27 protein-coding genes are annotated in these 26,045 nt (G+C 46.7%); 24 read left to right on the top strand and 3 right to left on the bottom strand.

What is annotated here, in order from left to right:
* The first annotated feature begins 156 nt into the window (after positions 1-156).
* The 16 genes from grpE (at position 157) to OW491_RS13820 (ending at position 18,307) form a co-directional block, all read left to right on the top strand.
* The gene (grpE, locus tag OW491_RS13895) at positions 157-747 is read left to right on the top strand and encodes a nucleotide exchange factor GrpE (protein ID WP_075170916.1); all 591 of its coding nucleotides are present in this window, start codon (positions 157-159) and stop codon (positions 745-747) included.
* Between the two features lie 114 nt (positions 748-861).
* Positions 862-2,775 (top strand): molecular chaperone DnaK, encoded by a 1,914-nt coding sequence (gene dnaK, locus OW491_RS13890; protein WP_290036531.1) that lies wholly within the window; start codon positions 862-864, stop codon positions 2,773-2,775.
* 110 nt (positions 2,776-2,885) lie between these two features.
* The gene (gene dnaJ / locus OW491_RS13885) at positions 2,886-4,016 is read left to right on the top strand and encodes a molecular chaperone DnaJ (protein ID WP_075170918.1); all 1,131 of its coding nucleotides are present in this window, start codon (positions 2,886-2,888) and stop codon (positions 4,014-4,016) included.
* A gap of 44 nt (positions 4,017-4,060) precedes the next feature.
* Complete coding sequence (gene cysE, locus OW491_RS13880) at positions 4,061-4,882, top strand: serine O-acetyltransferase (protein WP_075170919.1); 822 nt, start codon at positions 4,061-4,063, stop codon at positions 4,880-4,882.
* Positions 4,883-4,897: 15 nt separating this feature from the next.
* Entirely contained in the window at positions 4,898-5,698 is an 801-nt protein-coding gene (gene dapB / locus OW491_RS13875) for a 4-hydroxy-tetrahydrodipicolinate reductase (RefSeq protein WP_075179270.1), read from the top strand.
* 146 nt (positions 5,699-5,844) lie between these two features.
* Entirely contained in the window at positions 5,845-6,234 is a 390-nt protein-coding gene (locus OW491_RS13870) for a DUF3461 family protein (RefSeq protein ID WP_075170921.1), read from the top strand.
* A 234-nt stretch (positions 6,235-6,468) separates the two neighbouring features.
* Positions 6,469-6,780 (top strand): YqfO family protein, encoded by a 312-nt coding sequence (locus OW491_RS13865; protein WP_075179269.1) that lies wholly within the window; start codon positions 6,469-6,471, stop codon positions 6,778-6,780.
* A 46-nt stretch (positions 6,781-6,826) separates the two neighbouring features.
* Positions 6,827-8,209 (top strand): V-type ATP synthase subunit B, encoded by a 1,383-nt coding sequence (locus OW491_RS13860; RefSeq protein WP_075170923.1) that lies wholly within the window; start codon positions 6,827-6,829, stop codon positions 8,207-8,209.
* A complete protein-coding gene (locus OW491_RS13855; protein ID WP_215150877.1) occupies positions 8,206-8,811 on the top strand; it encodes a V-type ATP synthase subunit D in 606 nt (201 codons plus the stop codon). The genes OW491_RS13860 and OW491_RS13855 overlap by 4 nt, the downstream gene beginning before the upstream one ends.
* Positions 8,808-10,619 (top strand): V-type ATP synthase subunit I, encoded by a 1,812-nt coding sequence (locus tag OW491_RS13850; RefSeq protein ID WP_290036528.1) that lies wholly within the window; start codon positions 8,808-8,810, stop codon positions 10,617-10,619. Before OW491_RS13855 ends, OW491_RS13850 begins: the two co-directional genes overlap by 4 nt.
* Positions 10,607-11,053 carry an ATP synthase subunit C gene (locus tag OW491_RS13845; RefSeq protein ID WP_139303123.1) on the top strand — a complete coding sequence of 149 codons (447 nt, stop codon included), beginning with the start codon at positions 10,607-10,609 and terminating at the stop codon, positions 11,051-11,053. The genes OW491_RS13850 and OW491_RS13845 overlap by 13 nt, the downstream gene beginning before the upstream one ends.
* A gap of 9 nt (positions 11,054-11,062) precedes the next feature.
* Entirely contained in the window at positions 11,063-11,743 is a 681-nt protein-coding gene (locus OW491_RS13840) for an ATPase (RefSeq protein WP_215150875.1), read from the top strand.
* A complete protein-coding gene (locus OW491_RS13835; protein ID WP_290036526.1) occupies positions 11,740-12,438 on the top strand; it encodes a hypothetical protein in 699 nt (232 codons plus the stop codon). The genes OW491_RS13840 and OW491_RS13835 overlap by 4 nt, the downstream gene beginning before the upstream one ends.
* Complete coding sequence (locus OW491_RS13830; protein WP_290036525.1) at positions 12,435-14,309, top strand: V-type ATP synthase subunit A; 1,875 nt, start codon at positions 12,435-12,437, stop codon at positions 14,307-14,309. The genes OW491_RS13835 and OW491_RS13830 overlap by 4 nt, the downstream gene beginning before the upstream one ends.
* A 140-nt stretch (positions 14,310-14,449) precedes the next feature.
* The gene (locus tag OW491_RS13825; RefSeq protein WP_290036523.1) at positions 14,450-17,335 is read left to right on the top strand and encodes an EAL domain-containing protein; all 2,886 of its coding nucleotides are present in this window, start codon (positions 14,450-14,452) and stop codon (positions 17,333-17,335) included.
* A gap of 63 nt (positions 17,336-17,398) precedes the next feature.
* Positions 17,399-18,307 carry a DMT family transporter gene (locus OW491_RS13820; protein WP_290036522.1) on the top strand — a complete coding sequence of 303 codons (909 nt, stop codon included), beginning with the start codon at positions 17,399-17,401 and terminating at the stop codon, positions 18,305-18,307.
* Here OW491_RS13820 and OW491_RS13815 read toward each other — a convergent pair.
* Positions 18,304-18,870: an NUDIX hydrolase gene (locus tag OW491_RS13815; protein WP_290036521.1), complete on the bottom strand. Its 567-nt coding sequence runs from the start codon at positions 18,868-18,870 to the stop codon at positions 18,304-18,306. The genes OW491_RS13820 and OW491_RS13815 overlap by 4 nt on opposite strands.
* An 83-nt stretch (positions 18,871-18,953) precedes the next feature.
* Between OW491_RS13815 and OW491_RS13810 the strand changes: the two genes are divergently transcribed.
* From OW491_RS13810 to OW491_RS13800, 3 genes are read left to right on the top strand one after another with little or no spacing between them, the layout of a single operon-like run.
* Positions 18,954-19,547 carry a CoA pyrophosphatase gene (locus OW491_RS13810; protein ID WP_290036520.1) on the top strand — a complete coding sequence of 198 codons (594 nt, stop codon included), beginning with the start codon at positions 18,954-18,956 and terminating at the stop codon, positions 19,545-19,547.
* Between the two features lie 11 nt (positions 19,548-19,558).
* Positions 19,559-19,774, top strand: a complete 216-nt coding sequence (locus OW491_RS13805; protein WP_290036518.1) for a DUF1289 domain-containing protein — start codon at positions 19,559-19,561, stop codon at positions 19,772-19,774.
* 37 nt (positions 19,775-19,811) lie between these two features.
* Complete coding sequence (locus OW491_RS13800) at positions 19,812-20,120, top strand: MTH1187 family thiamine-binding protein (RefSeq protein ID WP_215150869.1); 309 nt, start codon at positions 19,812-19,814, stop codon at positions 20,118-20,120.
* Between the two features lie 25 nt (positions 20,121-20,145).
* On the opposite strand, the gene OW491_RS13795 is transcribed toward OW491_RS13800, so the two are convergent.
* Both OW491_RS13795 and ccsA read right to left on the bottom strand, forming a co-directional pair.
* Entirely contained in the window at positions 20,146-21,420 is a 1,275-nt protein-coding gene (locus tag OW491_RS13795; protein WP_075170935.1) for an HlyC/CorC family transporter, read from the bottom strand.
* 78 nt (positions 21,421-21,498) lie between these two features.
* Positions 21,499-22,293, bottom strand: a complete 795-nt coding sequence (ccsA, locus tag OW491_RS13790; protein WP_290036515.1) for a cytochrome c biogenesis protein CcsA — start codon at positions 22,291-22,293, stop codon at positions 21,499-21,501.
* 182 nt (positions 22,294-22,475) lie between these two features.
* Between ccsA and ffh the strand changes: the two genes are divergently transcribed.
* The 5 genes from ffh to rplS all read left to right on the top strand — a co-directional run bounded on the left by ffh (position 22,476) and on the right by rplS (position 25,967).
* Positions 22,476-23,858: a signal recognition particle protein gene (gene ffh, locus OW491_RS13785; RefSeq protein WP_075170937.1), complete on the top strand. Its 1,383-nt coding sequence runs from the start codon at positions 22,476-22,478 to the stop codon at positions 23,856-23,858.
* Positions 23,859-24,020: 162 nt separating this feature from the next.
* On the top strand, positions 24,021-24,272 hold the full coding sequence (gene rpsP, locus OW491_RS13780) for a 30S ribosomal protein S16 (RefSeq protein WP_075170938.1): 252 nt from the start codon (positions 24,021-24,023) through the stop codon (positions 24,270-24,272).
* 29 nt (positions 24,273-24,301) lie between these two features.
* Complete coding sequence (rimM, locus tag OW491_RS13775; protein ID WP_343287708.1) at positions 24,302-24,838, top strand: ribosome maturation factor RimM; 537 nt, start codon at positions 24,302-24,304, stop codon at positions 24,836-24,838.
* Between the two features lie 3 nt (positions 24,839-24,841).
* Positions 24,842-25,591, top strand: coding sequence for a tRNA (guanosine(37)-N1)-methyltransferase TrmD (trmD, locus tag OW491_RS13770; RefSeq protein WP_290036514.1), 750 nt, complete (start codon positions 24,842-24,844; stop codon positions 25,589-25,591).
* Positions 25,592-25,607: 16 nt separating this feature from the next.
* Positions 25,608-25,967 carry a 50S ribosomal protein L19 gene (rplS, locus tag OW491_RS13765; RefSeq protein ID WP_075170941.1) on the top strand — a complete coding sequence of 120 codons (360 nt, stop codon included), beginning with the start codon at positions 25,608-25,610 and terminating at the stop codon, positions 25,965-25,967.
* The last annotated feature ends 78 nt before the right edge of the window (positions 25,968-26,045 follow it).

Here is a 26,045-nt window from a genome sequence, read left to right as displayed (position 1 = left end):
ATTTTTAAGCGTTGCGCAATTGTTGATCAATAAAAAAATGACTAACGGTAGACGTTTAGTAAAAAATTATCTGCCCAAGGGTTGAAACCCGTTGCTATGTCCCCATAAAACGCAGCAGTTAATGTTGAGTTTGATTGCGTTAAATCGGAGACCCCAATGGCTGAAGAACAGACAAAACCGAATGAGCCGACCCCTGAAGAGACAAACACTCAGGAAACGGACGCTGCTGACGTAGCAGAACAAGCGGCTGACGATGCGGCCAACGAAGTGGTTGCTGATGTTGAGGCGCTACAGCAGGCACTTGCCGCTGCGCAAGATGAAGTCGCTACACTGAAAGACCAAGCCTTGCGAGCAACCGCTGAACTACAAAATGTTCGCCGTCGTGCAGAGCAAGATGTTGAAAAAGCGCACAAATTTGGTTTGGATAAATTCACTAACGAAATGCTGCCTATCATCGATAGTTTAGAGCGCACATTGGACGCTTGTAGCGTTGATGATGAGGCCACAAAAGCGTTGCGTGAAGGCGTTGAAATGACGCACAAAATGTTCGTCAGTGGTTTAGCTAAATTTAATATTGAACAAGTCGATCCGCAAGGCCAGCCATTCGATCCTGAATTGCACCAAGCAATGTCGATGGTACCGTCGCCTGACCATGAAGCAAACACCGTAATGGCGGTGATGCAAAAAGGTTACACAATGCACGGTCGTTTGATTCGCCCTGCCATGGTTGTTGTCGTTCAGGGTTAAAAAAATCGCCAAATTGCCTTGAAAAAACGTTTGGCGCAACCATATAGACATCAACGGTATTTAATTGATTGAACGCACGCTAAATAGCGGTGCTGAATAGTCGGAGTAAGAAACATGGGTAAAATAATCGGTATCGACTTAGGAACCACAAACTCCTGTGTAGCGGTTCTTGATGGTGAAAAAACACGCGTTATTGAAAACGCTGAAGGCGACCGCACAACGCCTTCGATTATTGCTTTTACAGATGGCGAAACATTAGTAGGCCAGCCTGCTAAGCGTCAGGCGGTGACTAACCCGCATAATACTTTATATGCTATCAAGCGTTTGATTGGTCGTCGCTTCAAAGACGACGTCGTACAAAAAGACATCAGCATGGTGCCTTACAAAATCATCGAAGCCGACAACGGCGACGCATGGGTTGACGTAAACGGCAAGAAAATGGCGCCTCCTCAGGTGTCAGCTGAAGTACTTAAAAAGATGAAAAAGACCGCCGAAGATTTCCTTGGCGAAGAAGTGACAGGTGCGGTTATCACGGTTCCTGCTTACTTTAACGATGCTCAGCGTCAAGCAACAAAAGACGCAGGTAAAATCGCTGGTCTAGACGTTAAGCGTATCATCAACGAGCCAACAGCCGCTGCATTAGCTTACGGTATGGACCAGTCTAAAGGCGATAAAACGATCGCTGTTTACGACTTGGGTGGTGGTACATTCGATATTTCTATCATCGAAATCGCAGATGTTGATGGTGAGCACCAGTTCGAAGTATTAGCTACAAATGGTGATACTTTCCTTGGTGGTGAAGACTTCGATATGCGTTTGATCGAGTACTTGGCTGCTGAGTTTAAGAAAGAAACCGGTATCGATTTGCACAACGACCCGTTGGCGCTACAACGTCTGAAAGAAGGTGCTGAAAAAGCGAAAGTTGAGTTGTCGTCTGCGCAGTCTACCGACGTAAACTTGCCTTACATTACGGCTGACTCTACTGGACCAAAACACTTGAACGTTAAGATTTCACGTTCGAAGTTAGAGTCTTTGGTAGAAGAGCTGGTTACTAACTCAATCAACCCTTGTCGCACTGCATTGAAAGATGCTGGTTTAAGCGCTTCTGATATCGACGAAGTTATCTTGGTTGGTGGTCAGACTCGTATGCCATTGGTTCAGAAAGTTGTTTCTGAGTTCTTTGGTAAAGACCCGCGTAAAGACGTAAACCCAGATGAAGCCGTAGCGATTGGCGCAGCTATCCAAGGTGCTGTACTGTCGGGTGATGTTAAAGACGTGCTTTTATTAGACGTTACACCGTTGACATTGGGTATCGAAACAATGGGCGGCGTGGCAACTCCGTTGATCGAGAAGAACACGACTATTCCAACGAAGAAGTCTCAAATCTTCTCTACAGCTGAAGACAATCAAAGCGCGGTAACCATCCATGTTGTTCAAGGTGAGCGTAAGCAAGCATCTCAGAACAAATCTTTGGGTCGCTTCGATTTGGCTGATATTCCACCAGCTCCACGTGGTGTTCCACAAGTTGAAGTAACTTTTGACTTGGATGCTAACGGTATCTTGAACGTGTCAGCTAAAGATAAAGCGACAGGTAAAGAGCAGTCGATCGTTATCAAAGCGTCTTCAGGCTTGAGCGATGAAGAAATTGAACAAATGGTTCGTGATGCAGAAGCTAACGCGGATGCTGATAAGCAGTTCGAAGAGCTGACTCAAGCGCGTAACCAAGGTGATGCAATGGTTCATTCAGCGAAGAAAACGCTGAAAGAAGCTGGCGATAAAGCTACAGCTGAAGAAACCGCTGCGATTGAAGCCGCAATCACTGCCTTGGAAGAAGCATTGAAAGCTGATGACAAAGCAGACATCGATACCAAAACAGAGGCGCTAACTGAAGCGGTGTCTGGATTGGCTCAGAAGATGTATGCCGAAGCCGCTCAAGAAGGCGAAGCTCAGCCGCAAGGTGAAGAGCAAGCCACGGCTGATGACGCTGTCGATGCTGAGTTTGAAGAAGTGAAAGATGATAAGAAGTAAGCATCGCGCTTGCCCTAATCAGTAGTATGTGTGGCAGCGCGGGCTTTGGCCCGCGTTGTCGTGTCCGGCTCCCGGCGGGAGCTAACCGCTGAAGTAGAATAGAACCGGATATGTCTAAGAAAGATTATTACGACGTTTTAGGTGTTGATCGCAACGCCAGTGATCAGGAAATTAAAAAAGCATTTCGTCGCATGGCGATGAAGTTCCATCCTGACCGTAACCCCGATGACAAAACCTCTGAAGATAAGTTTAAAGAGGTTAATGAAGCTTATGAAGTATTGTCGGATGCCCAGAAAAAAGCGGCTTACGATCAGTACGGCCATGCGGGTGTCGATCCGAATATGGGCGGCGGGGGCGGCGGTTTTGACGGTGGCTTCTCGGATGTGTTTGGTGATGTGTTTGGCGATATCTTTGGTGGCGGAGGCGGCGGTGGCCGTCGTAGCTCAGTTCAGCGTGGTGCTGATCTGCGTTACACCATGGACTTATCACTAGAAGAAGCCGTTCGCGGTATCGAGAAAACGATCAAAGTGCCTACGCTTGTCGGTTGTGAGACCTGTGACGGTAGCGGTGCTAAGCCTGGTTCAAGTGCTAAAACCTGTAACACCTGTGGTGGTATGGGCCAAGTACGTATGCAGCAAGGGTTCTTCTCTGTTCAGCAGACCTGCCCTACGTGTCGTGGTGAAGGTAAGATTATTTCTGATCCTTGTAACTCATGTCATGGTCAGGGACGCGTTAAGAAGACCAAAACGCTATCTGTTAAGATTCCAGCGGGCGTTGATACGGGCGATCGTATTCGTTTATCCGGCGAGGGTGAAGCAGGCTCTCATGGTGGACCATCGGGAGACTTGTATGTTCAGGTCAATGTACTTGAGCATCCTATCTTTGAGCGTGATGGTCGTCATTTATATTGTGAGGTGCCGATCAGCTTTGTTGATGCAGCCTTAGGCGGAGAACTGGAAGTACCGACATTAGATGGTCGTGTAAAACTGAAAGTGCCAGCTGAAACACAAACAGGTAAACTATTCCGCTTACGTGGAAAAGGTGTAGCACCTGTGCGTGGCGGTGGAGCGGGTGATTTGATGGTGCGTGTTGCTGTTGAAACCCCTGTGAAATTGACTTCTCGTCAGAAGGAACTGCTCAAAGAGTTCCAGGCGGCAACAGAAGAAGGCAGTAGTAACAGTAAGCACAGCCCTAAAAAGCATTCCTTCTTCGACTCAGTGAAGAAGTTCTTCGAAGATTGATCCTAACGGGCCGCTAAGCGGCCCGTTTAGTCTGGTGGATAAGCATGACCAACTTGACCATAGCGCCAGCTGATTTATGGCTGAGCATTCAGAAAGAAGCGCAGGCGGAGGTGTCAATAGAGCCTTTTCTCGCCAGCTTCTATCATTCCAGTATCATTAACCATAATGATTTACAGTCAGCATTGTCTTTTATCTTAGCGAGTAAGTTAGCTGATGATGTGATGTCTCCTATATTGTTGCGCGAGTTGCTTGATCAAGCGATGGCAACTGATCCTTTCATTCTTAACGCGGCTTGTTTGGATATTATAGCGGTACATACGCGCGACCCAGCGGTGGATAAGTACTCAACAGTCTTGCTGTATCTCAAAGGGTTTCATGCTTTGCTGTCACATCGAGTGGCGCATTGGTTATGGGGGCAGGGACGGCGTTCGATGGCGTCCTATATTCAAAGTCGCGTAAGTTCTGTGTTCCAGGTGGATATTCATCCGGCTGCCATTATCGGATCAGGCGTCATGTTTGACCATGCTACCGGTATTGTTGTAGGTGAAACCTGTGTCATTGAAAATGATGTATCGATTTTACAATCGGTGACTCTAGGTGGTACCGGAAATGAAACGGGTGACCGTCATCCTAAGATTCGCGAAGGCGTACTGATTGGAGCGGGTGCTAAAATCTTTGGTAATATCGAAGTAGGCAAAGGGGCAAAAGTGGGCGGCGGAAGTGTGGTATTAGACGATGTACCACCGTGCAAAACCGTTGTTGGTGTGCCTGCTCGGGTGGTTGGGTCATCGGGATGCGATAAACCCGCGCTCGACATGAACCAGCGCTTTGATCTTGAAAAAAACGATGATGTTGTTGCTAAATAATACGGAATTAAAAACATGAGAGTCGCAGTTATTGGTGCCGCTGGGCGCATGGGTAAAACGCTTATAGAGGCTGTATGCCAAGCCGAAGGCGTGACGCTAGGGGCCGCAATTGTGCATCCTGAAAGCTCGTTAATCGGTGCGGACGCAGGAGAATTGGCTGGTGTCGGTCGCCAAGGCATTGCGTTAGTTGGCAGTCTAGAGGCGGCTAAAGACGACTTTGATGTGTTAATTGATTTTACTACACCCGCACTGACTCAACAGAATCTTGATTTTTGCGTTGCCCATAGCAAAAAGATTGTGATTGGCACAACCGGTTTAAACGACGCGGAAACAGCGCATTTAAAAGCGTGTGCAGATAAAACAGCAGTGATGTTTGCACCCAATATGAGTGTGGGTGTTAACGTGTGTTTTAAAGTTTTAGAGCTTGTCGCGAAAACGTTGGGCGATGATTACGATATTGAAGTAATAGAAACGCATCATCGTCATAAAGTGGATTCTCCATCGGGAACGGCTTTGCGCTTAGGCGAAGTGGTCGCTGATGCGTTAGGACGGGACCTTAAAGAATGCGCCGTGTATGGCCGCGAAGGACAAATAGGGCCTCGTACGCAAAAAGAAATTGGTTTCGAAACCGTTCGAGCCGGCGATGTGGTGGGTGATCACACTGTGTTATTTGCAACTGAAGGTGAGCGGGTTGAGATAACGCATAAAGCGAGCAGTCGTATGACCTTTGCTAAAGGCGCGGTGCGTGCTTGTGGTTGGTTAGCCGGTAAAGAAGTAGGCTTGTTTGATATGCAAGATGTGCTGAATTTACGCTAATAGCCAGAAAAAATTTTGTTAAAAGCTGCCTTTTCGCAGCTTTTTTTGTTTTTGCGACATATCTGCATTCAGTCATACCACATAAGCTGTTACAGGGTCTATACTTGCACAATTGATTAATAAATAACCATGCTGGAGAGTAAAGCGTGTCTGCTGAAAAGTTTCCCATCTTAAAAGAGATGGGCATTGATGATCCTTATGATATCGAACGATATACGGCCCGTATTGAAGGTGAGTCTGATGTGTTAAAGATTTACTTCCACCGTCATCAGGGCGACTGGGTTACAAAAAGTAAGAAGTTTAAGTTTAAACGTACTCATAAAACGTTACGTGTTAACGAAGGGCGTGTGCCGTACATTGATACGACTGAGTCGTCGCCTTATTTTCTTCATGCGGTTGATGAGCTTGATAAGTTAGTTGCTGAAGAACGTAACACACAGTCGCGTAAAGAGCGCTTGTTAGAAGAAATGTCGCACTTAGAAAAAGTGGTCGAGCGTAAGCTGGCTGATATGCGTCGTCAAATCGAAGAGCTTTAACTGCTTAGCGTGGTAGTTTTATCCAGTTAGGATGAGACTACCGCTCACTTTCCCTGCGCCATCTTTCCCCTTTTTTGAATTCTCCCCGCGCTACTTTTCTGGCTTGCGTCTTTCTTTATTTTAATGATGAGCGATAACCTTGCTATCCTGTCTAATAAGAATGGCTGTGTACTTTCGCTAGCGGCTGCTTCGCTGCGCTAGATCAATATTCATTTTTATGGAAAACGGTAATGTATGTATAAATTAGCTTTTTTTGTTCCCGAGTCCCATTTGGAGTCTGTAAAAGCGGCTTTGTTTGAGCAAGGAGCAGGCAAAATTGGAGATTATGAACATTGCTGTTGGCAAGTGCTTGGTGAAGGTCAGTTTCGACCGACAGAAGGGAGCCAGCCATTTATCGGTCAGTTTGGCTGTGTTGAGAAAGTTCCCGAATGGAAAGTCGAGATGGTATGCAAGGACGAGTTAATCCCAACGTTAATCGCAACGCTCAAGTCATCGCATCCCTATGAAACAGTGGCTTACGACGTGTGGAAACTCGCCGATTTTTAATTAGGCTCTTTCTTGTTTTTGGAGACGAGCCGCAAGGAGGTTGGCTTTGTCTCTTAATAGTTCTCAGTGGTTGGTTCGTTACTCCCGCATTTTAGAGATTGTGGGGGATATCGTTAAATTAGAAGTACCACTCAATGACCAGGGACAATCTGGAGTTTGTTTTGGTGATTTAGCCATTATAGAAAGTGAATCTTCCGGGCACCTAGGTTCATTTCTTGCGCAAGTCATCCTGCTCGAACAGTCTCATATTTCACTCCAGGTTTTTTCTGGAACAAAAGGTTTGTCCACGCACTCCTCTATTCGCTTCCTTGGGCACTCTATGGAGGCTGTATTTTCCCCTCATATTTTAGGTCGTATTTTTACCGGTACTGGAGCGGCGCTTGATCATGGGCCATCGTTAGCGGATGAGCCCAAAGTAGCAATCGATGGGCCTACCGTGAATCCGGCGAGGCGAGTCTTAGCGTCCAAAATGATTCGTACCAATGTGCCTATGATCGATGTCTTCAATTGTTTGGTTGAGAGCCAGAAAATTCCTATTTTCTCTGTAGCGGGGGAGCCATACAACACCTTGCTGGCGCAAATCGGAGCACATGCGGATGCTGATATTCTTGTGTTTGGTGGGATTGGCCTAACATTTGATGATTACTATGCGTTTCGCGGAGCCTTTGATGAAGCCGGTGTGCTCGCCAAAACCGTTATGTATATTCATCAAGGATCGGATCCAGTAGTCGAAGCATTACTTATCCCTGATATGGCGCTAGCCGTTGCCGAACGCTTTGCCGTAGAGGAAGGCAAGCGGGTGTTGGTTTTATTAACTGATATGACAGCCTATGCCGATGCGTTAAAAGAGGTCGGCATAGCCTTGGAGCATGTGCCGTCAAACCGAGGTTATATTGGCGATCTGTATTCACAGCTTGCTAAACGTTATGAGCGAGCTTGTGATTATCAAGGCGCAGGCTCGGTCACAATATTGTCCGTGACCACCATGCCTGGTGGTGATGTTACGCACCCTGTGCCGGATAACACAGGATATATTACAGAGGGGCAGTTTTATTTACATGATGGTGTGATCGATCCATTTGGCTCTTTATCTCGTCTTAAACAGCATGTGATCGGTAAAGAGACGCGCGAAGATCATGGTCAGATAATGAATACGATGATTCGTTTTTATGCGGCCTCAGAAGAAGCGGCGCAAAAGCAAGCCATGTCATTTGATCTGAGCGAGTACGATAAGCGGTTATTGGCTTTTGGTGCTCAATTTCGCGAACGTTTTATGGACATTAGCGCGTCAATGCCATTGGAGGCCGCGCTTGATTTGAGTTGGTCGACGCTGGCAGAGCATTTTCAACCGGATGAGTTGTTAATGAAACAAGCGCTAGTTGATAAATATTTACCCAAGAAAGCTATCGCAGAGGTGGAGAACTCATGAGCCGCCTTTCGCTAAATAAAAGCACGCTAAATCGCGAAGTAGGCCAGCTCGTGGTGTATCAGCGTGTTGTTCCTGCGCTAGACATGAAGCGAAAACAACTGATGGCTGCTCGTTCAAAAGCGCGTAATGCGTTGGCGACGGTTGCCCAAGAACAAAGTGTGCTAGAAGCGAGTGTCATTAAGAATTTCCCCGCGTTAGATCAAAGTACGTTGGCTTTGGGTGAGGTAGTGCAGATCACTGAGCTGGTTTATGGCGAAGATAATATCGTCGGGTTAGTGTTGCCGCGGCTGGATAAGGTGGTCATTGAGCATGTCGATATGTGTCGGCCCGCTACGCCTATTTGGAGTGATTTGTTAATTGAGGTGTTGGAGCAGTCATGCCGATTATGGTTAGACTATCAGGTGCTCAGGGAGCGTTTGCAGCGTTTGGATGCGGCTGTTTTAAAGGCGACGCAGCGATTAAATTTATTTGAAAAAGTTCTTATTCCACGTGCACAAAAGAATATTCGCCGCATACGTATTGCAATAGCTGATAATGAAAGGGCTGCTGTGGTACGAGCCAAAATCGCAAAGCAAAAGCGTCGGCAGTTTGTATCGTTATGAGTATTCAGCGCCTCTGCCACATTAATCTCATTGGTTTACAACAACAGAAATTGAGCGTTCTGGACGATTTGCAGGCGTTAGGGATGTTGCACCTAGAGCCCGCAGGTTTGGATGCCTCTGTAGATGGCTCCAATGAAACATTCGCTGACACTGCAACGTCAGCATTTGGCTCGATTACCCCCGAAGATGCTAAGCAAGCGGTGAGTTATTTGGCTGCTTGCCAGCGTATTCGCCGACAAGAGTTATTTGATCAAAGTTTTGATCCCGAGCGCTTAGTTAATGAGGTGTTAGTCAATCGACAAAAAGCCCGAGACTTAGCCGATCAGCGTATTTTTCTGCAACGACGCATTGCTGATTTACGACCTTGGGGGAACTTTGAATTACCCGACCTGGATGCTCTTGAAGGCCAGCGCTTGTGGTTTTATCAAGTGCCTTTGTATCGCTTAAAGGAAATGACGGCGGTGTCTTTAGTATGGCAGCAAGTACATAAAGACCACCGCTATGCTTATGTTGTCGTTATTTCAGAGGTAGAGCCTGCAAGCAATGCGTTACCTGTAGCGAGAACGCATACGGGGAGCATTTCATTATCTACTTTGGAAGATCAGTTAGTTCAAACACATCGGGATGAAGAGCAGGTGATGATAGAGCGTGAATCGTTAAGCCGTTGGCTTTTCTGTTTACAGTACTCATTAGCCAAGGTCGATGATCAGTATCAATTACGTTTAGCGGAACAAGGCGTGTGGCAATCGGAATCGCTTTTTGTTGTTTCTGCGTGGGTTGCCGAAGATGACTGTCCTGCATTGCAAGCGTTTGCCCGCCGCCATGGATTAGCACTGCAGCAGCGCAGCCCTAAAAAACATGAAACCCCGCCCACATTGCTTAAAAACCCTGCCTGTGTTGCGGCTGGAGAAGACCTGATTGGCTTTTTCAAGCTGCCTTCCTACCGAGGCTGGGACCCTTCTAGGTTGGTGTTTTTTTCATTCGCCTGTTTTTTTGCCGTGATTATGTCAGATGCAGGCTATGCCGCTTTAATAGCGCTTGGGCTAGCTTTTTATTGGCGCAAACTTGGGCTATCTCAATCAGGAAAGCGTATCCGTGCGCTTGTGTTGACGTTAGCAACAGCGGGGTTGGTGTGGGGTGTGCTCGTGGGTGGGTACTTTGGTGCAGATCCGCCAACGGCTTGGCTGACGTCGTTAAAAGTAGTAGATATCAATGATTTTAGCAGCATGATGACGCTTTCCATTGTGATTGGGGTCGTGCATTTGGTGATCGCTAACTTGCTACAAATGTGGATGCGACGTTTTCATTTACCCATGCTTGCCTCGTTTGCATGGGTTGTTGTTTTAATCGTTTCGTTGTCCGCATGGCTAACTCACATCACGCCTTGGCACCAAGGTGCTATAGCGCTCGCATTAGTCTTAATAGTTCTGTGTTCATCGTCGCAATCCGGTTGGGGTAAGCAGCGTTGGATTAGCGGCCTGTTAGGGTTATCGAATTTGAGTAAGTTGTTTGGTGATGTGCTGAGTTATTTGCGCTTGTTTGCGTTGGGGCTTGCTAGTGCCTCGTTAGCGGTAACGTTTAATCAATTGGCGAGCCAAGTTGCCGCCGCCATGCCTGAATTAGGTGTGCTTTTCTATGTGTTAATACTGCTGATAGGGCATCTGCTCAATTTTACCTTAACGGTAGTAAGCGGGGTTATTCATGGCTTGCGACTTAACTTAATCGAATTCTTTAATTGGAGTTTAGCGGACGAGGGCTATGCCTTTCGTCCGTTTAAAAAACAGGAGGTGGTACCGTGGAAAACCTAATGTTAATGCTTGGGTGGGCGGGCTTGTATGCACCAATGGCGCTAGGGTCGTTGGGGAGTATTTTAGGGTGTTCGTTGGCGGGTCAAGCGGCTTGCGGGGCTTTAGTTGAAACTGATTCAGGACACGGGCGCTATATTGGTATTTCGGCCATGCCGTCTTCGCAGTCTATCTTTGGCATTGTCGTGATGTTCTCGCTGAATAGAGAGCTTTCGATAGCCAACGCCCCGGGGATCGCGGCAATTGGTTTGTTATGCGGAGCAGCTTTACTTGTCAGTGGTATTTATCAAGGACGTTGCTGTGCGGCGGCTATTAATGTTTCCCGTATTAAACCCGAGATTTTTGGTTTGTCATTAGCCCCGGCGGCCATAGTGGAAGGCTTTGCGGTTTTCGTGTTTATTTTTGCGTTGGTATTGAGCGGTAGTTTACCTGCATAGGAGGCGATGATGACTGATCAACAAGCCGCCTCGTACGGCGTAGAGGAACTAATAACACGGTTAAAAGAAAAGGGCGTTTTGGCGGGACAACAAGAAGCCGCCAAGTTAATAAAGGAAGCACAGCAGCGTGCGGACTGGTTAGTTGCTCAGGCTCAACAAGAGGCCGAACATTTGATAAAAGAAGCCAAAGCCTCTATCGCACGAGAACAGAAAGCCTCTGAGGAGGCATTGCGTATGGCTGCCCGCGATGTTCAATTGCATGTGAAAGAAACATTAGTGACAGGTTTTTCTGAGCAGTTAGGGCGTTTGGTTTGCGACCAAGTATTGGATGACAAACTCTTGGCACAGATGATTTTAGAGTTAGTTGGACAAGCCAAAACCTCGCTTGATCTTGATAATCAGGCACAAATAACGCTTCTGTTGCCTGAGCAAAAAGTCGGGTTAGCCGAGTTGCGCAATAACCCCAAAGCCTACAATCAAGATGTATTGAGCCACTTTGTGCAAGCGTTAACGGGCGAACAGTTACGCCAAGGTATCACCTTAGCTACGCATGATGGAACGGGCATTAAAGTTCGCCTACACGAGCAAGCGATAGAAGTAGAGTTGACTGACCAAACCCTAACTGCACTTTTATTGGCGCATTTGCAACCAAGATACCGGGCGCTGTTAGAAGGGGTGATTCGCTCATGAGTCATTACATAACGATAATTACATCATTGCCTTATTTAGCCCCGCTGTCTGCTAACAAGGCTTTACCTATTTCTCGCATTGGCTTAGAGCAACGCTTGGCAGCTCTATCAGAGGCTGACCGTCAGCAATTAGCCGTCATGGAATCTCTGTTCTCATTGTCTGTTGAAACATTGAAAACCAACCAGCAGTGGGCCGATTTTTGGCGACAACAATGCCAGAGTATTGAGTCTGATGTCTTAAAAGACTTTTTTCAGCGTATGGGGGAGGCGCTAGCGCTTTTATCGGTTGAGAGAGAGCGGCTGCTTGGCTATCAACCTCTAACACTCGTATACGGGCGCTATCAGCCACAAGTGACAAAACGTTCAGGTGACGTATTGTTTGGTTTGGAGGCGCAGTGGCCTGAGGTTGCGGCCGTTGCCCAAGCACTGGCTGAAAAGAAGGCAAAGAAGGCCAGCCGGTTGTTTGATCAGTGGCTGTGGAACCAGCTCATACTGTGCGAGCAAAGTGAGATGTTTCGATACGAGAATATAGTGAGTTATGTATTGCGCTGGCGCCTTGTTGAGCGGGCAAAAGTATCGAGGCTGGGAGTTATGAAGGGTGATGAGAGTATGTCGTCTTTGTTTTTATCGATGCGTGACAGTGTAATTAATCGAGCTAATAGCTCCCTAACTCCGTTTATGCAGGAGGCGTTATGAGTCAATTATCAGCCTCAAGAACCGGGGGCATTGACGTCCGCGCTACTGTGAAGGGAGTGCGCGATGATATTGTCACTATTCAATTATTAACAGATGAGCAGGGCGATTTTTATCCCATTATAAAAAATGAGTTGGTCCATATTTGCCCTCAACGTCGTGCTGATGATGAACGCCAAGAATACTTAAAAGCTGAAGTTTTGCGTGTGCGTTTGGGCGAGGCGGATGTACAGGTATTTGAAAGCACACGGGGGGTTGCGGTTGGTGACCCCGTCGAACAAACGGGAGATATGTTATCTGTGTTGCTGGGCCCTGGTTTATTAGGGCAGGTTTATGACGGTTTACAGAATCCATTAGAGGTTATTGCTTCTGGTCATGGTTATTTTTTGCCCCGTGGCTTAGATGTTTCGGGGATTGATACCTCTAAAAAATGGGCATTTCAGCCGCGTGTGAGTGTTGGCGCGCGCGTATCAGGTGGGGACTGTTTAGGCGTCGTTCAAGAAGGACGCTTTACGCACCAAATAATGGTGCCCTTTCAGCTAAGTGGTGAAGCGGAGGTGAGCTGGATACAGGAAGGGAGTTTCACGGTAACCACGGTGGTTGCTCGGTTACGAAGCGTATCTCATCGACGTAACGCCAATTCTTTACAAACTGACGGCCTTTCTGCGCAAGATGACGTTATTGAGGTCTCAATGATGCAGCGTTGGCCTGTCCGTATTCCGTTGAGCACACCTATGCTCAAATCGGGACGCTCTCAGCGCTGTTACCCCAATGTTCCTCTGCTCACTTCTATTCGTTTGGTAGATACATTCTTTCCGGTAGCTAAAGGGGGTACTGCCTGCATTCCCGGGCCTTTTGGCGCCGGTAAAACGGTACTCCAAGGACTAATAGCGCGATTTTCTGATGTCGATATCGTTATTATCGTCGCGTGTGGTGAGCGGGCAGGTGAAGTTGTTGAAACGATTACAGAGTTCCCGAATATGCCTGATCCAAAAGGGGGAACCTTAATGGATCGAACCATTATTATTTGCAACACCTCATCCATGCCGGTAGCTGCACGTGAAGCCTCTATTTACACAGGACTAACGTTGGCTGAGTATTATCGGCAGATGGGGTATAACGCCTTGTTAATTGCCGACTCAACCTCCCGCTGGGCGCAAGCTATGCGAGAAACATCGGGGCGCTTAGAAGAAATACCAGGTGAAGAGGCTTTTCCCGCTTATTTAGACTCGTCAGTTAGGGCGCTTTACGAGCGCGCTGGGGTTATCCAAAACAATGCCGGGCAGCAGGGGACTTTAACCATGATAGGCACTGTGTCTCCTGCTGGTGGCAACTTTGAAGAGCCCGTAACCCAGTCAACGTTGCGGGCGGTAAAAACTTTTTTAGGATTGAGTGCTGATCGTGCTTACAAACGTGCATATCCGGCAATCGATCCTCTATTGTCATGGTCGCGTTACACTGATCAAGTATCCGGCTGGTATACTTCCACGTTAGGCGATGATTGGCTGTTGCGCGTAAGTGAGGCTCAACAATGGTTGCGGGACGCACAAGCTATTGAGCAAATGATGCAAGTGACAGGTGAAGAAGGAGTCACCCTGGAGGATTACTGCACTTTTTTAAAAGCAAAGTTTCTGGATGAAGTGTTTTTACAACAAGATGCTTTTGATACGGTAGATGCTTCTACACCTATGTCTCGCCAGAATGAACAATTGCGGCTTATTCAGCGTGTCATGGATGGCTTACCGGCTTTTGATGATAAAGCCGCAGCGCGGCATTACTTTATGCGGATAACAGGGCTTTTCAAGAACTTAAATTACAGTGCAGAAACTAGCCCGGATTACGCGACCTTCAAAGCTCAGCTTTTCTCTAAATGAGAGTAGCGCATCGTTCGGCAATTCTATTAAGTTTGCGTTCATATTAGTAATCTCTGCTACAATTATAGTTTTGAATATGAAGGCACGTTTTCGGCCATTGTCGGGAATGCTGCGTTGTTGTAAGAGTTGCTTAGTATAATATGACGGTGCCTACCGACTTAGTGTCACTTCCTAAATACCTAACCAGTCGCGTCACTGTTTTTGTGATGGTCATTCTGGCGTGCTTTGTAGGTATGTTTATCGCGACAATCTTGCGGATAAACCAAGCTACTATATTAAATGAGAACCCTCTAGGCTCGTCTGGACTATTGGCAATTACCCAAAATCGCTTACAAAACGAAATGGGGTCGCTGCAAGACTACCTAGTCTATATGCATGGCCAGTCCGAGCAAGACCTTAAAGAGCAACTGCAAGCGCAAGTGGTACAGGCGCATGGTCATGCCACTTATCTATATAATCGCTTTCAGGACACACTTTCCCAATCTGAACTGCAAAGCTTGCTTGTTGAGACACTGCGTCGCTGGCGTTTTAAACAAGGGCGCGGCTATCTTTTTATCGATGATATGCAGGGGCTTTGCATTTTATTACCCTCTAACCCCTCTCTTGAAGGAATGTTGCTAAAAGATAATCAAGATGATCAGGGAACATTCATCATGAGAGCCATACTGGATGCGGTTAAAAACCCGGAGGGGGCTGGGTTTGCTCGTTACCGTTGGTATATGCCTTATCACGGCTCGCAGATGTACGATAAGGTTTCTTATATTAAATATTTTGAACCCATGGACTGGGTCATTGGAGCCGGTGATTATTTAGAGGTCGCTCAGCAAGAGATTCAAGCAAAAGCCCTGCAGCGCATTGCGAGTATGAATATAGGCCAACGGGGTGCTTTTACGGTACTTGATAAGGCGGGCCATATTCTTCATAGCCCTACCATAGAAGCTTCGGCGGAACGTCAGCATTATACCCAAGCGGAGAATTTAGCGTTTCGATCTCTGATGCGAGAGATGTTGCTAATTTCCCAAAAGGGAGGCGGCTTTAGTGAGTATGATTGGTTTGAAAACGGGAATGATGAGTCGATAACAAAGTTAGCGTTGGTACAAGATTTTGAGCCGTGGGGTTGGGTTGTTATCGCAGATATGTATCCCGATGAAGACCAGATCGAACAAGCAGGATGGTTGGCGTTAAGTTCGCCGTATGTCAGCTATATTAAGCAGATTTCTGGTGTAACTATAGCCGTTATAATTCTGTTGGTAGGTTTAGTGTGGCGTTATCGCCTTGCGCTGATTAAGTTGCAGCAAGGGATTTCTAGTCACGCCAGCGATGCTCAACTGGCCTTCTCACGCACGCGTCAAGAACTTGATATTGCCGCCTGTGTTTTCGATACCTCGCGCGAGGGTATTATGGTGACAGATGCCGATAATCTCATCGTCGCCACTAACCCCGCGTTTACTAAAATAACAGGCTATGATCAAAGCAGCGTGCTTGGAAAAAACCCTCGTTTTTTATCCTCGGGTCAGCAAACAAGCGAATTTTATCGTGCTCTGTGGAGTAGTTTAGCGGTATTTGATCAATGGCAAGGTGAGATATGGAATCGCACTAAGCAGGGCGATATATATTTACAGCAAATGGCAATTTCGGTGTTCCGTGATGATCAAAAGCGTATTAAAAATTACATTGCTACGTTTAGTGATCGGTCAGAACATGTGTTGGCGGAGCAGCAATTAAAGTATTTAGCTGAGTATGATGACTTAACCGGCTTGCCTAACCGGCGCTTGTTGCATGATCGCGTTAAGCAGTACATCGACCTTTCAGAGCAGCGTGGTATGCAAAAGTTTTCGCTGCTTTTTATTGATTTAGACCGTTTTAAAAATATTAATGATTCTTTAGGTCATAATGTGGGTGATGTTGTTCTCAAGCAAATAGCTGAACGACTAAACAGCATTGTTCGAGATGTTGACAGCGTGGCGCGTATTGGCGGTGATGAGTTCGCTATTCTGCTAACCGTACGCCGAGAAGAAGTATTAAGTGCTGCTGCTAATTTATCAGAACGTTTGATGAAGTCGTTGTCTGCGCCAATTTACAGTGATGATCTGGAGCTAACGGTAACGCCAAGTATTGGAATTACGTTGTTCCCTGATGACGGAAATACAGCCGATACGTTGTTCAGAAATGCGGATACTGCTTTGTACCATGCCAAAGAGCAAGGCCGTAACAACTACCAGTTTTACAGTGTTGAAATGAACGAAAAAGCGTCCAGTCGTCTTAGGGTGGAGCATGGTTTACGTCAGGCATTAGAGCATCAAGAGTTTTTCCTTGCTTACCAGCCTTTGTACTCGTTGATCGATGGTCGTGTTACCGGGTGTGAAGCGCTCATTCGCTGGAAACATGAGGGGAAACTCATGCCGCCTGCTGAGTTTATACCCTTAGCTGAAGAAGTAGGATTAATTAATGGTATCGGTGATTGGGTGCTTCATGAAGCTTGTCTTCAAGGTGCTTATTGGCGCGAGGCCGGTGTAGGTATACCGTGTATTGCTGTTAATGTGTCGGGTGCACAATTTAAAGAAAGCTTGCTTGCCACAGTGACTCGCGCTTTAGAAAAAACAGGTTTCCCTGGAGAAAACTTGGTTTTAGAGTTAACGGAAACAGCGTTGATGCTCGATACCACGAAAACCGAACGCATACTACTGACGTTGCAGAAAATGGGGGTACGTGTTGCTTTGGATGACTTTGGTACAGGGTATTCTAGTTTGGCATACCTAAAGCGGTTCCCTATCGATAAATTGAAGATTGATCGAGCCTTTATCGATGGGCTGCCTCATGATTCTGATGACAAAGCTATTACGGCTTCTATCCTAGATGTTTCGCGACATTTGGGCTTGGAGACGGTTGCTGAAGGGGTTGAAACCCAAGAACAAGCTGCTTACTTAACCGCTCACGGGTGTGATGTAGCTCAGGGGTATTTCTATTCCTATCCATTGTCACCAGATGAACTAGAAACTGTTATTAGTAAGTCTAATGTCATTTAAGTTTTATTTGTTTGGCTGATTTTTATCTTCCTGTAATCTCCCTTTTTTTACAGTGAGGTAGTTATGTTTTCACTCTGGATTCCGGTGTCTAGCTTATTGGTCGCTATGGCGCTTTGGTCGAGCTCTTTTATTGCTCTGAAAATGGCGTTTGTTCATTATGACCCGATGGTAGTAATTTTTGGGCGTATGTTTGTGGCCGCTGTCTGTTTTATGTTTTTTTTAAAAGCAGTGATGCGGTTTGAGTATCGCTCGGGGGATTGGCGTCTATTGCTGTTGATGGTTGCGAGTGAGCCTTGCCTGTATTTTTTATTTGAAGCTCATGCATTACAAAATACCAGTGCTACTCAAGCCGGTATGATAACAGCATTAGCGCCCTTGTTAGTGGCTATGGGGGCTTTGGTCTTTTTGGCTGAGCGGCTCCATAAAATGGCGTGGGTGGGCTTTGCTGTTGCGGTTGTTGGGGCTGTTTGGCTTAGTATGGCTGGCGACGAAAGCGAATCAGCTCCTAATCCTTTGCTAGGGAACTTCCTTGAGTTCTGTGCCATGGTATGTGCAACCTGCTACACCTTGTGTTTGAAACATTTATCTACTCGTTATTCCACTTGGTTTTTGACGGCCATGCAGGCGTTTTGCGGGACGATATTTTTTGCTCCCTTCTTGTTTTTGCCAAGTACGCAATTGCCCACGCAAGTGGTTCCAGAGGGTATTTGGCCTATCGTGTATTTGGGAACATTGATTAATATAGGGGCCTATGGCCTATACAATTTTGGCGTGTCGCGTATTAACGCGGGGCAGGCATCAGCCTTTATCAATCTAATACCGGTGTTCACGCTGGGCTTGGCGTTTTGGCTGTTAGGCGAGCGTCTAAATGGTCAGCAGTTAATCGCTTCGTTATTGGTACTAGGCGGTGTTCTCTTGAGCCAATGGCAACCGAGGAAATCTAAAAAAGATAAAGTGGCATCTTTTGCCTAGGCATGAGTTTCGCGTATGTATTCTCCTGGAGCCGTATCAAGAAGCACCGTATGCAATGGGAACTTGCCGTTCTTTTTATCCTCAATATAAAAACGCAAGGCATTGTGGATGGTTTGAAAGGCAAGCTGGTCCCATGGAATCTCGTTGATATGGAAGAGCTCCACTTCGAGCGACTCTTCGCTGGCGGCATATTCAGGGGAAGTAAGCTCTGCAAGGTAGAGTATTTGTACTTGGTTTACGTGGACGATTGATGTCAGTGTATACAGTTTTCTAATGGAGACACTGGCACATGCTTCCTCAAAAGTTTCTCGTAGGGCGGCTTGTTCTACGGATTCATTATTTTCCATAAAGCCGGCCGGTAGTGTCCAATAGCCGATTCGTGGCTCAATAGCGCGCTTGCACAGCAGTATATACTCTTCCTGATAGACTGGTAGGCAACCCGCTATGATATTGGGGTTGGAGTAATGAATAGTCTCACAGGCATGGCATACGTGGCGGGGTCTGTTATCACCCGCTGGTACCTCGACCGAAACCGGTTGCCCGCATTCACTGCAAAAATTCATGAGTGCTATCCTTACCTGTATAAAAGTCTAAGTGAAGTAGTGGCGCAAGGGTATGATAGTTCGCCTTGTGCTAAGGTGATTTTATGATAAACCAATTACGCCAGCGGTTGGCTATTTATAAACCGCGTTTGATTACCGCGCGTAAACCTCAAGCCAGTGTGCTAATAGCACTAACAAACGAGCCAGACCCGCATGTGATCCTAACACGTCGCTCTGCTAAGCTTTCGACGCACAGTGGCGAAGTCGCCTTCCCAGGTGGTAAGCAAGATGCGACTGATCCGGATTTAAAGTTTACGGCCTTACGTGAGGCCGAAGAAGAAGTCGGTTTGCTGCCCCATCGTGTTGAGATATTAGCGCAATTAGGGCAGGTTGTGTCGTTGCATCAAGTGGTGGTAACGCCTTGGGTGGGGATTGTTGAGCCGGATGAGCCGCTAACGGCAAACCTCGACGAGCTGGATGAAATTTTTCGTGTGCCACTGTCTTTTTTTATGCAGGACGCCCGGCACCATACGGATGAAATTCTATTCAAAGGGAAAACACGTTATGTACCTGCTTATCAATATGATGGTCATATAATTTGGGGGCTGACGGCGTTTATGCTGGTAGAATTATTGAATGTAGGCTTGGATGCTGGCATTCCTATGAAGCCAAGACCCGAGCATGAAAGCGACTGCTAGAGTTAAGTTAAATGACGATAAAAAGTACCACCGCAAGTAGTAACCCTTCCCAGACGAAACCTGTACCTAACCCATGTGTGGGTGTCTGCGTATTAGATATGAATGATATTTGCACAGCGTGTCACCGTTCAGGCATGGAGATCGCTGAGTGGGGTTTGCTGAGCGACGATCAAAAGCGTGAAGCTTGGCAGAGAATTGTGCGGCGAGAAAACGGTGAAGTATGTTAGTACTTACTCATGATCTTTTTGCCGTTTAGGAGACGTTATGAATGTTATGATAGATCTTTGTGTTGTGCCGCTGGGTGTTGGTGTTTCTGTTTCACCCTACGTGGCCGAATGCCAGCGTATTATTAAAGCGTCTGGTCTATCTCATCAAATGCACGCATATGGAACGAATATCGAAGGTGAGTGGGATGCTGTTTTTGCTACCGTCAAAGAGTGTCATGAAGCGGTACACGGTATGGGTGCACCACGGATCACTACCTCAATACGCGTTGGGACGCGCGTTGATCGCGAGCAGACTATCGCTGATAAAGTGCAAAGTGTTTATGAGAAGTTAGACGCTGCAGATTAGCTAGCAGTAATCTGCAGCGCTTGGGTTAATCGTCTAGGTCTTCGACGGGTAACGGAATGATTTTTGCCGACTTGATCAGGTTGTCAGTCATTTGTAATGTTTCGATCTGATAGCGGCCTATTTGCAAGCAAACGTTTGCATCAGGGATAGATTCGAGCGTTTCTATAATTAACCCGTTGAGGGTTTTAGGGCCGTCAGTGGGTAGCTCCCAGTCAAGTGATTTGTTGATCTCTCGAACATACGCCGAGGCTTCAATAAAGAAGCTTCCGTCTTCTTGGCGGTGGATATCGTTATTGTCTTCACGGTGCTCCGCCGATAGTTCGCCAACAATTTCTTCTAGAATGTCCTCAAGGGTTGCTATGCCTTGGACGTCACCGTATTCATCCACAACAAGGCCAATACGGCGGCTTCCTTTTTGGAAATTTAGCAATTGGGTTTGCAGTGGAGTTCCTTCCGGAATGAAGTAAGGCTCTCTGATAACTTGCAAAATAGAGGCTTTGTTGACCGTGCCCTGTTGGATGAGCTGAGCGAGGTTACGCATGTGTAGAATGCCCACCACCCGGTTGATATCGCCGTTATAGACGGGAAGGCGGGTGTGCTGCGTATGGGAAAGTCTATCGAGAATTTCATCGAGCTCTAAATCTAAATCAATCCCTTGTATTTCACTACGAGGGATCATGATGTCATCAACGGTTACGTCATTGAGCTCTAAAACACCTAGCAGCATTGATTGCTTACGCTTGGGCAACAACGCGCCGGCTTCATTCACTAAGGTGCGCAGTTCTTCTGAGCTAATGTGGTGGTCGCCACTTCCTGCCGTGCTGATCCCAAAAATTTTAAGAATAGTGTTGGTAATACCATTGACTACCCACACCAGAGGGTAGCTTATTTTAAGCAGCGGAATTAGAAGGTAGCTCGCCGGGAATGCTATTTTTTCTGGGTACAGAGCGGCGACCGTTTTAGGTGACACTTCTGCGAATATAAGAATAACAATGGTCAGGGCTGCGGTGGCTATCGCAATACCCGCATCACCCCATAAACGAACCGCAATGACAGTTGCAATGGCTGATGCCAAAATGTTGACAAAGTTATTGCCGATTAAGATGACGCCGATTAAGCGGTCTGGCCGGTCCAGTAACTTACTTGCTTGACGAGCACCGCGGTGCTTTTGTTTAACAAGATGTTTTAACCGATAACGGTTAAGTGACATCATGCCTGTTTCTGAGCTGGAAAAGAATGCTGAACAGAGAATCAGGAAGCAGAGAACTCCGAGAAGAAATCCTATTGATGCGTCTTCCAAAACTTAGGGCCTTAACTTAAAAATGGAGACTCATTGTCAGTATCCCCAGCGGCGCTGTCAATACGCTGATGCGCTTGATTAACCACCATAGATAAGATCAATTACTAACTTCGAACCAAAGAAGCCAAGCATTAGAATCACGAACCCCGAAATTGTCCAGCGTACGGCGCGCTGACTGCGCCACCCACGCATCAATCGACCCCACAATAAGAGGGCATAAAGCAGCCAAGCAATAATGGATAAGGCTGTTTTATGAACCAAATGTTGGGCTAATAAATCATCAACAAATAGGAAGCCTGTGATCAGCGATGCTGATAGTAGCCCCATTGCAATCCAAAGCATTTCAAATAATAAACGCTCCATTGTTTGAAGCGGGGGTAATGAGGCGACTAACCCACGTGTGTGGTGTTGTTTTAAAGCTTGATCTTGACGAGACAATAGAATGGCTTGGAAGGTAGCTACGGTAAACATGCTATAAGCTAAAATGGATAACAGTATGTGAAAAATCAAACCACCGCGGTATAAGTGTGGCTCACCTAATTCAGGACCCCAAACAGCCAGCCCCGCTGCTAAGGCGGCCATCGGTAAAACACCAATAAACAGATTGTCTATTTTTTGGCGCAAGCTACTGAGTGTGACAATGACCGCTACCAACCAGGCTATTAACGATCCTGCGGCAAAAAAGCCAAGATTGATGCCATTGGGCTGGTGGAGTGTGTGATAAATCGAAAAAGTATGAAGAACGACAGCGGTAGTGGCCACGGCTCTAACGGCAAACCCAGAGGTGCGTTTGTTACCCTTTAATACTGTCCACTGTAGCGTGGCCGCAACCAAATATAATAAAACCGCTAACAGCGTTGAAATTAAAAGCATGAAGTCCTCCTGATAGACGCCGTAGTTTGGCACAAATAGAAGGTATAGGAAATAATGGGGTGTGGTGCTCTATTACACTAGGCTATAATGAGCGCCATATTTAAGCATTTAAGGTAAACCGTAACGCAATCCCTGATTTTTATAGCTGATGTTGGTGGGAATGCGGGGTATCAGAGGCGACTATGTTTGAGAACCTGTCAGAACGATTAACGAAAACGCTCCGTGCTGTTACGGGGCAGGCAAAACTGACCGAAGACAATATAAAAGATACGCTACGTGAAGTGCGTATGGCGTTGCTTGAAGCCGATGTGGCGCTTCCCGTTGTTAAAGATTTTGTGAATGGGGTCAAGGAGCGAGCGGTAGGTCAAGAGGTCTCTAAAAGTCTAACTCCGGGCCAAGTTTTCGTTAAAATTGTTAACGAAGAACTCGTGCGTGTCATGGGGGAAGCAAACGAGGCGCTAAATCTAGCGGCTAAGCCGCCTGCCGTCGTATTAATGGCGGGCTTGCAAGGGGCGGGTAAAACGACCTCGGTTGCCAAATTAGCGCGCTTGTTAAAAGACCGTGAAAAGAAGAAGGTCTTGGTTGTCTCTGCCGATGTATATCGTCCGGCAGCCATTAAGCAATTAGAAACCCTGGCTGGTGAAGTGGGGGTTGAATTCTACCCGTCAACGGCTGATCAAAAGCCAATTGATATTGCTAATAATGCTATCCAACATGCCCGTCTGCAGCATTTTGATGTGCTATTAGTGGATACTGCAGGCCGTTTGCACGTTGATGAAAGCATGATGGGCGAGATCAAAGAGCTCCACAGCGCGATTAATCCAGTAGAAACCCTGTTTGTGGTTGATGCCATGACCGGTCAGGACGCAGCTAACACTGCCCGAGCATTTAATGAAGTCTTGCCACTTACCGGTGTTATCCTCACGAAAGCTGATGGTGATGCGCGCGGCGGTGCTGCATTATCTGTGCGTCATATCACAGGTAAGCCGATTAAATTCATCGGTATGGGTGAAAAAGTCGATGCGCTAGAGCCTTTTTATCCGGACCGTTTAGCGTCACGAATCCTTGGTATGGGGGATGTGCTATCTCTTATTGAGGAAGCCGAGCGCAAGATTGATAAAAACAAAGCTGAAAAATTCGCCCAGAAAATTAAGAAAGGCAAAGGCTTTGATTTAGAAGATTTCCGTGAGCAGTTGCAGCAAATGAGCAACATGGGCGGCATGATGGGTATGTTGGATAAGCTGCCTGGTATGGGGCAATTGACTCAGCAAGCGGATACAGCCCAAGCAGAAAAAGGCATGAAGCAAATGGAGGTGATTATTAACTCCATGACGCAAAAAGAACGCCGCAACCCCGACATTATCAGTGGTTCTCGTAAAAAGCGTATTGCAATGGGATCTGGAACCCAGATTCAAGATGTGAATCGTCTGCTAAAACAGCACAAGCAAATGTCAAAAATGATGAAAAAGTTTTCGGGCAAAGGCGGCATGTCTAAGATGATGCGTGGCATGAAAGGTATGATGCCACCGGGCATGGGTGGAGGCGGCGGCTTCCCTCGGATGTAGTCTGAATAAAAAATAATCAGAAAGCTTTAATTAGGGGGCGGGTTCGAGTAGAATTCGCCCCCTATAATTTTTATGCCTGCATGGTCTTGCTAGTTTAGTCGGGCGATGTGGAAATCAAACGCAGGGCGATACCAAAACCCCGCATAAATAAAGGGATCAACGATGGTCACAATTCGTTTGTCACGTGGTGGCGCTAAGAAGCGTCCTTTCTATCAAGTAACAGTTGCCGATTCTCGAAATGCTCGCGATGGTCGCTTTATTGAGCGTATCGGTTTCTTCAACCCAACAGCTCGCGGTCAAGAAGAGCGTTTACGCTTAGACCTGTCCCGTGTTGAATACTGGACTGGAAAAGGCGCTACACTGTCTGAGCGTGTTGCTCAGCTAGTTAAAGAAGCTAAAAAAGCTGCTCAGTAATTTCTGAACAGCTGGTTACTGGATAATTCATGATGAGCCGAAATACATCAAACGATATCACCGTAGTCGGCCAGATTACCTCGGTATACGGTATAAAGGGATGGGTAAAAGTCTTCTCTCATACTGACCCGATGGAAAACTTATTGAGTTATACGCCATGGCAGCTAAAAATTAACGGCCAATGGCAGACCTTCAAATTGGAGGCAAGTAAAAAGCATGGCAAAGGTTTGATTGCCAAGTTAGATGGTGTTCATGACAGAGATCATGCTCAGCGCTTTAGCGGTGTTGATATTGGTATCGATTCCGAGTTGTTACCTAAGCTTGGAGAAGGTGAATATTATTGGAGCCAGCTGGAAAAACTGACGGTTATTACACTCACCGGAGAAAATCTGGGGCGTGTAAGTCACTTGTTGGAAACAGGCTCGAACGACGTCATGGTCGTACGGGGCAATGCAGAAAGCTATGATCGTCGCGAACGACTCATTCCTTATCTGCCCGATATAGTGATTAAAGAAATTGACCTAGACGCAGGTACGATGAGGATCGATTGGGATCCGGAGTTCTAGGCTGTGTGGTTTGGTGTGGTGACGCTCTTTCCTGAAATGTTTGAGGCAATAACTCAGCATGGTGTAACAGGAAGAGGGGTTCGAGATGGTTTAATTGCCATTCAATGTTGGAATCCTCGCGATTTTACGTTGGATAAGCATCGCACAGTGGATGATCGCCCTTATGGCGGAGGTCCCGGAATGCTGATGAAAGTGCAGCCATTACGAGATGCTATACAGGCGGCTAAAGCGCAAGCAGGTGAAGGTGCCAAGGTTATTTACTTGTCCCCTCAGGGCCGACGTCTAGACCATACAGGTGTGCAAGAGCTTGTTTCTTGCGAAAAGCTGATTTTAGTGGCAGGGCGTTATGAAGGTATTGATGAGCGCCTTATTGGAACAGAGATAGATGAAGAGTGGTCGCTTGGAGACTTTGTCTTAAGCGGTGGGGAATTGCCCGCCATGACTATGATTGATGCTGTTTCTCGACTGGTACCCGGTGTTTTGGGACATAGTGCTTCGGCAGAAGAAGACTCTTTTGCTGAGGGTTTACTAGATTGCCCCCATTACACACGGCCTGAAGTCATTGATGAACACGTTGTACCTGATGTGCTGCTGAGCGGTGATCATGAAAAGATCAGGCGTTGGCGTCTTAAACAACAGTTAGGAAGAACCTGGCAACGCCGGCCCGACCTGTTAGATAAGATGCAGTTAACAGCCGAACAGCAAGCATTGTTAACTGATTATGTCCGCGAGACCGAAGCGTCCGGCGGTTGAATATTAGGAGCGAGCGATGAGCAGCAAAAACGCAATTATTCAGCAAATCGAAGCTGAACAGACGAATAGTAAAGAAATTCCAGCTTTTGGACCTGGTGACACAGTTGTTGTACAGGTTCGTGTAGTTGAAGGCACTCGTAGCCGTTTACAGGCTTTCGAAGGCGTTGTAATTGGCAAGCGTAACCGCGGTCTAAACTCTGCGTTTACTGTACGTAAAATCTCCCACGGTGTGGGTGTTGAGCGTACTTTCCAAACTTACAGCACACAAGTTGAAGAGATCACTCTTAAGCGTCGTGGTGATGTTCGTCAAGCTAAGCTTTACTACTTGCGTGAGCGTAGCGGTAAGTCTGCGCGTATCAAAGAAAAACTCGGCTGAGTTTGATTTGGTTCAATGCAGTAAAAAAAAGGTGACCTATGGTCACCTTTTTTGTGTATGTTATTAGCATCTTGATCA

This window comes from Neptunomonas sp. CHC150, from assembly GCF_030397555.1.
GTDB classification, from domain to species: Bacteria; Pseudomonadota; Gammaproteobacteria; order Pseudomonadales; family Balneatricaceae; genus Neptunomonas; species Neptunomonas phycophila.
Note: the sequence above shows the minus strand (reverse complement) of the source record. Positions and strands in the feature narration are given on the sequence as shown.

Bases quoted from the DNA above. Each gene is read 5' to 3' on its own strand.
- OW491_RS13825 (WP_290036523.1), top strand. From the start codon at position 14,450: ATGACGGTGCCTACCGACTTAGTGTCACTTCCTAAATACCTAACCAGT.
- dapB (WP_075179270.1), top strand. From the start codon at position 4,898: ATGAGAGTCGCAGTTATTGGTGCCGCTGGGCGCATGGGTAAAACGCTT.
- ffh (WP_075170937.1), top strand. From the start codon at position 22,476: ATGTTTGAGAACCTGTCAGAACGATTAACGAAAACGCTCCGTGCTGTT.
- OW491_RS13810 (WP_290036520.1), top strand. From the start codon at position 18,954: ATGATAAACCAATTACGCCAGCGGTTGGCTATTTATAAACCGCGTTTG.
- dnaJ (WP_075170918.1), top strand. From the start codon at position 2,886: ATGTCTAAGAAAGATTATTACGACGTTTTAGGTGTTGATCGCAACGCC.
- rpsP (WP_075170938.1), top strand. From the start codon at position 24,021: ATGGTCACAATTCGTTTGTCACGTGGTGGCGCTAAGAAGCGTCCTTTC.
- dnaK (WP_290036531.1), top strand. From the start codon at position 862: ATGGGTAAAATAATCGGTATCGACTTAGGAACCACAAACTCCTGTGTA.
- OW491_RS13840 (WP_215150875.1), top strand. From the start codon at position 11,063: ATGACTGATCAACAAGCCGCCTCGTACGGCGTAGAGGAACTAATAACA.
- rimM (WP_343287708.1), top strand. From the start codon at position 24,302: ATGATGAGCCGAAATACATCAAACGATATCACCGTAGTCGGCCAGATT.
- cysE (WP_075170919.1), top strand. From the start codon at position 4,061: ATGACCAACTTGACCATAGCGCCAGCTGATTTATGGCTGAGCATTCAG.
- rplS (WP_075170941.1), top strand. From the start codon at position 25,608: ATGAGCAGCAAAAACGCAATTATTCAGCAAATCGAAGCTGAACAGACG.
- OW491_RS13815 (WP_290036521.1), bottom strand. From the start codon at position 18,870: ATGAATTTTTGCAGTGAATGCGGGCAACCGGTTTCGGTCGAGGTACCA.
- OW491_RS13830 (WP_290036525.1), top strand. From the start codon at position 12,435: ATGAGTCAATTATCAGCCTCAAGAACCGGGGGCATTGACGTCCGCGCT.
- OW491_RS13855 (WP_215150877.1), top strand. From the start codon at position 8,206: ATGAGCCGCCTTTCGCTAAATAAAAGCACGCTAAATCGCGAAGTAGGC.
- grpE (WP_075170916.1), top strand. From the start codon at position 157: ATGGCTGAAGAACAGACAAAACCGAATGAGCCGACCCCTGAAGAGACA.
- OW491_RS13820 (WP_290036522.1), top strand. From the start codon at position 17,399: ATGTTTTCACTCTGGATTCCGGTGTCTAGCTTATTGGTCGCTATGGCG.
- OW491_RS13835 (WP_290036526.1), top strand. From the start codon at position 11,740: ATGAGTCATTACATAACGATAATTACATCATTGCCTTATTTAGCCCCG.
- OW491_RS13800 (WP_215150869.1), top strand. From the start codon at position 19,812: ATGAATGTTATGATAGATCTTTGTGTTGTGCCGCTGGGTGTTGGTGTT.
- ccsA (WP_290036515.1), bottom strand. From the start codon at position 22,293: ATGCTTTTAATTTCAACGCTGTTAGCGGTTTTATTATATTTGGTTGCG.
- OW491_RS13850 (WP_290036528.1), top strand. From the start codon at position 8,808: ATGAGTATTCAGCGCCTCTGCCACATTAATCTCATTGGTTTACAACAA.
- OW491_RS13865 (WP_075179269.1), top strand. From the start codon at position 6,469: ATGTATAAATTAGCTTTTTTTGTTCCCGAGTCCCATTTGGAGTCTGTA.
- OW491_RS13805 (WP_290036518.1), top strand. From the start codon at position 19,559: ATGACGATAAAAAGTACCACCGCAAGTAGTAACCCTTCCCAGACGAAA.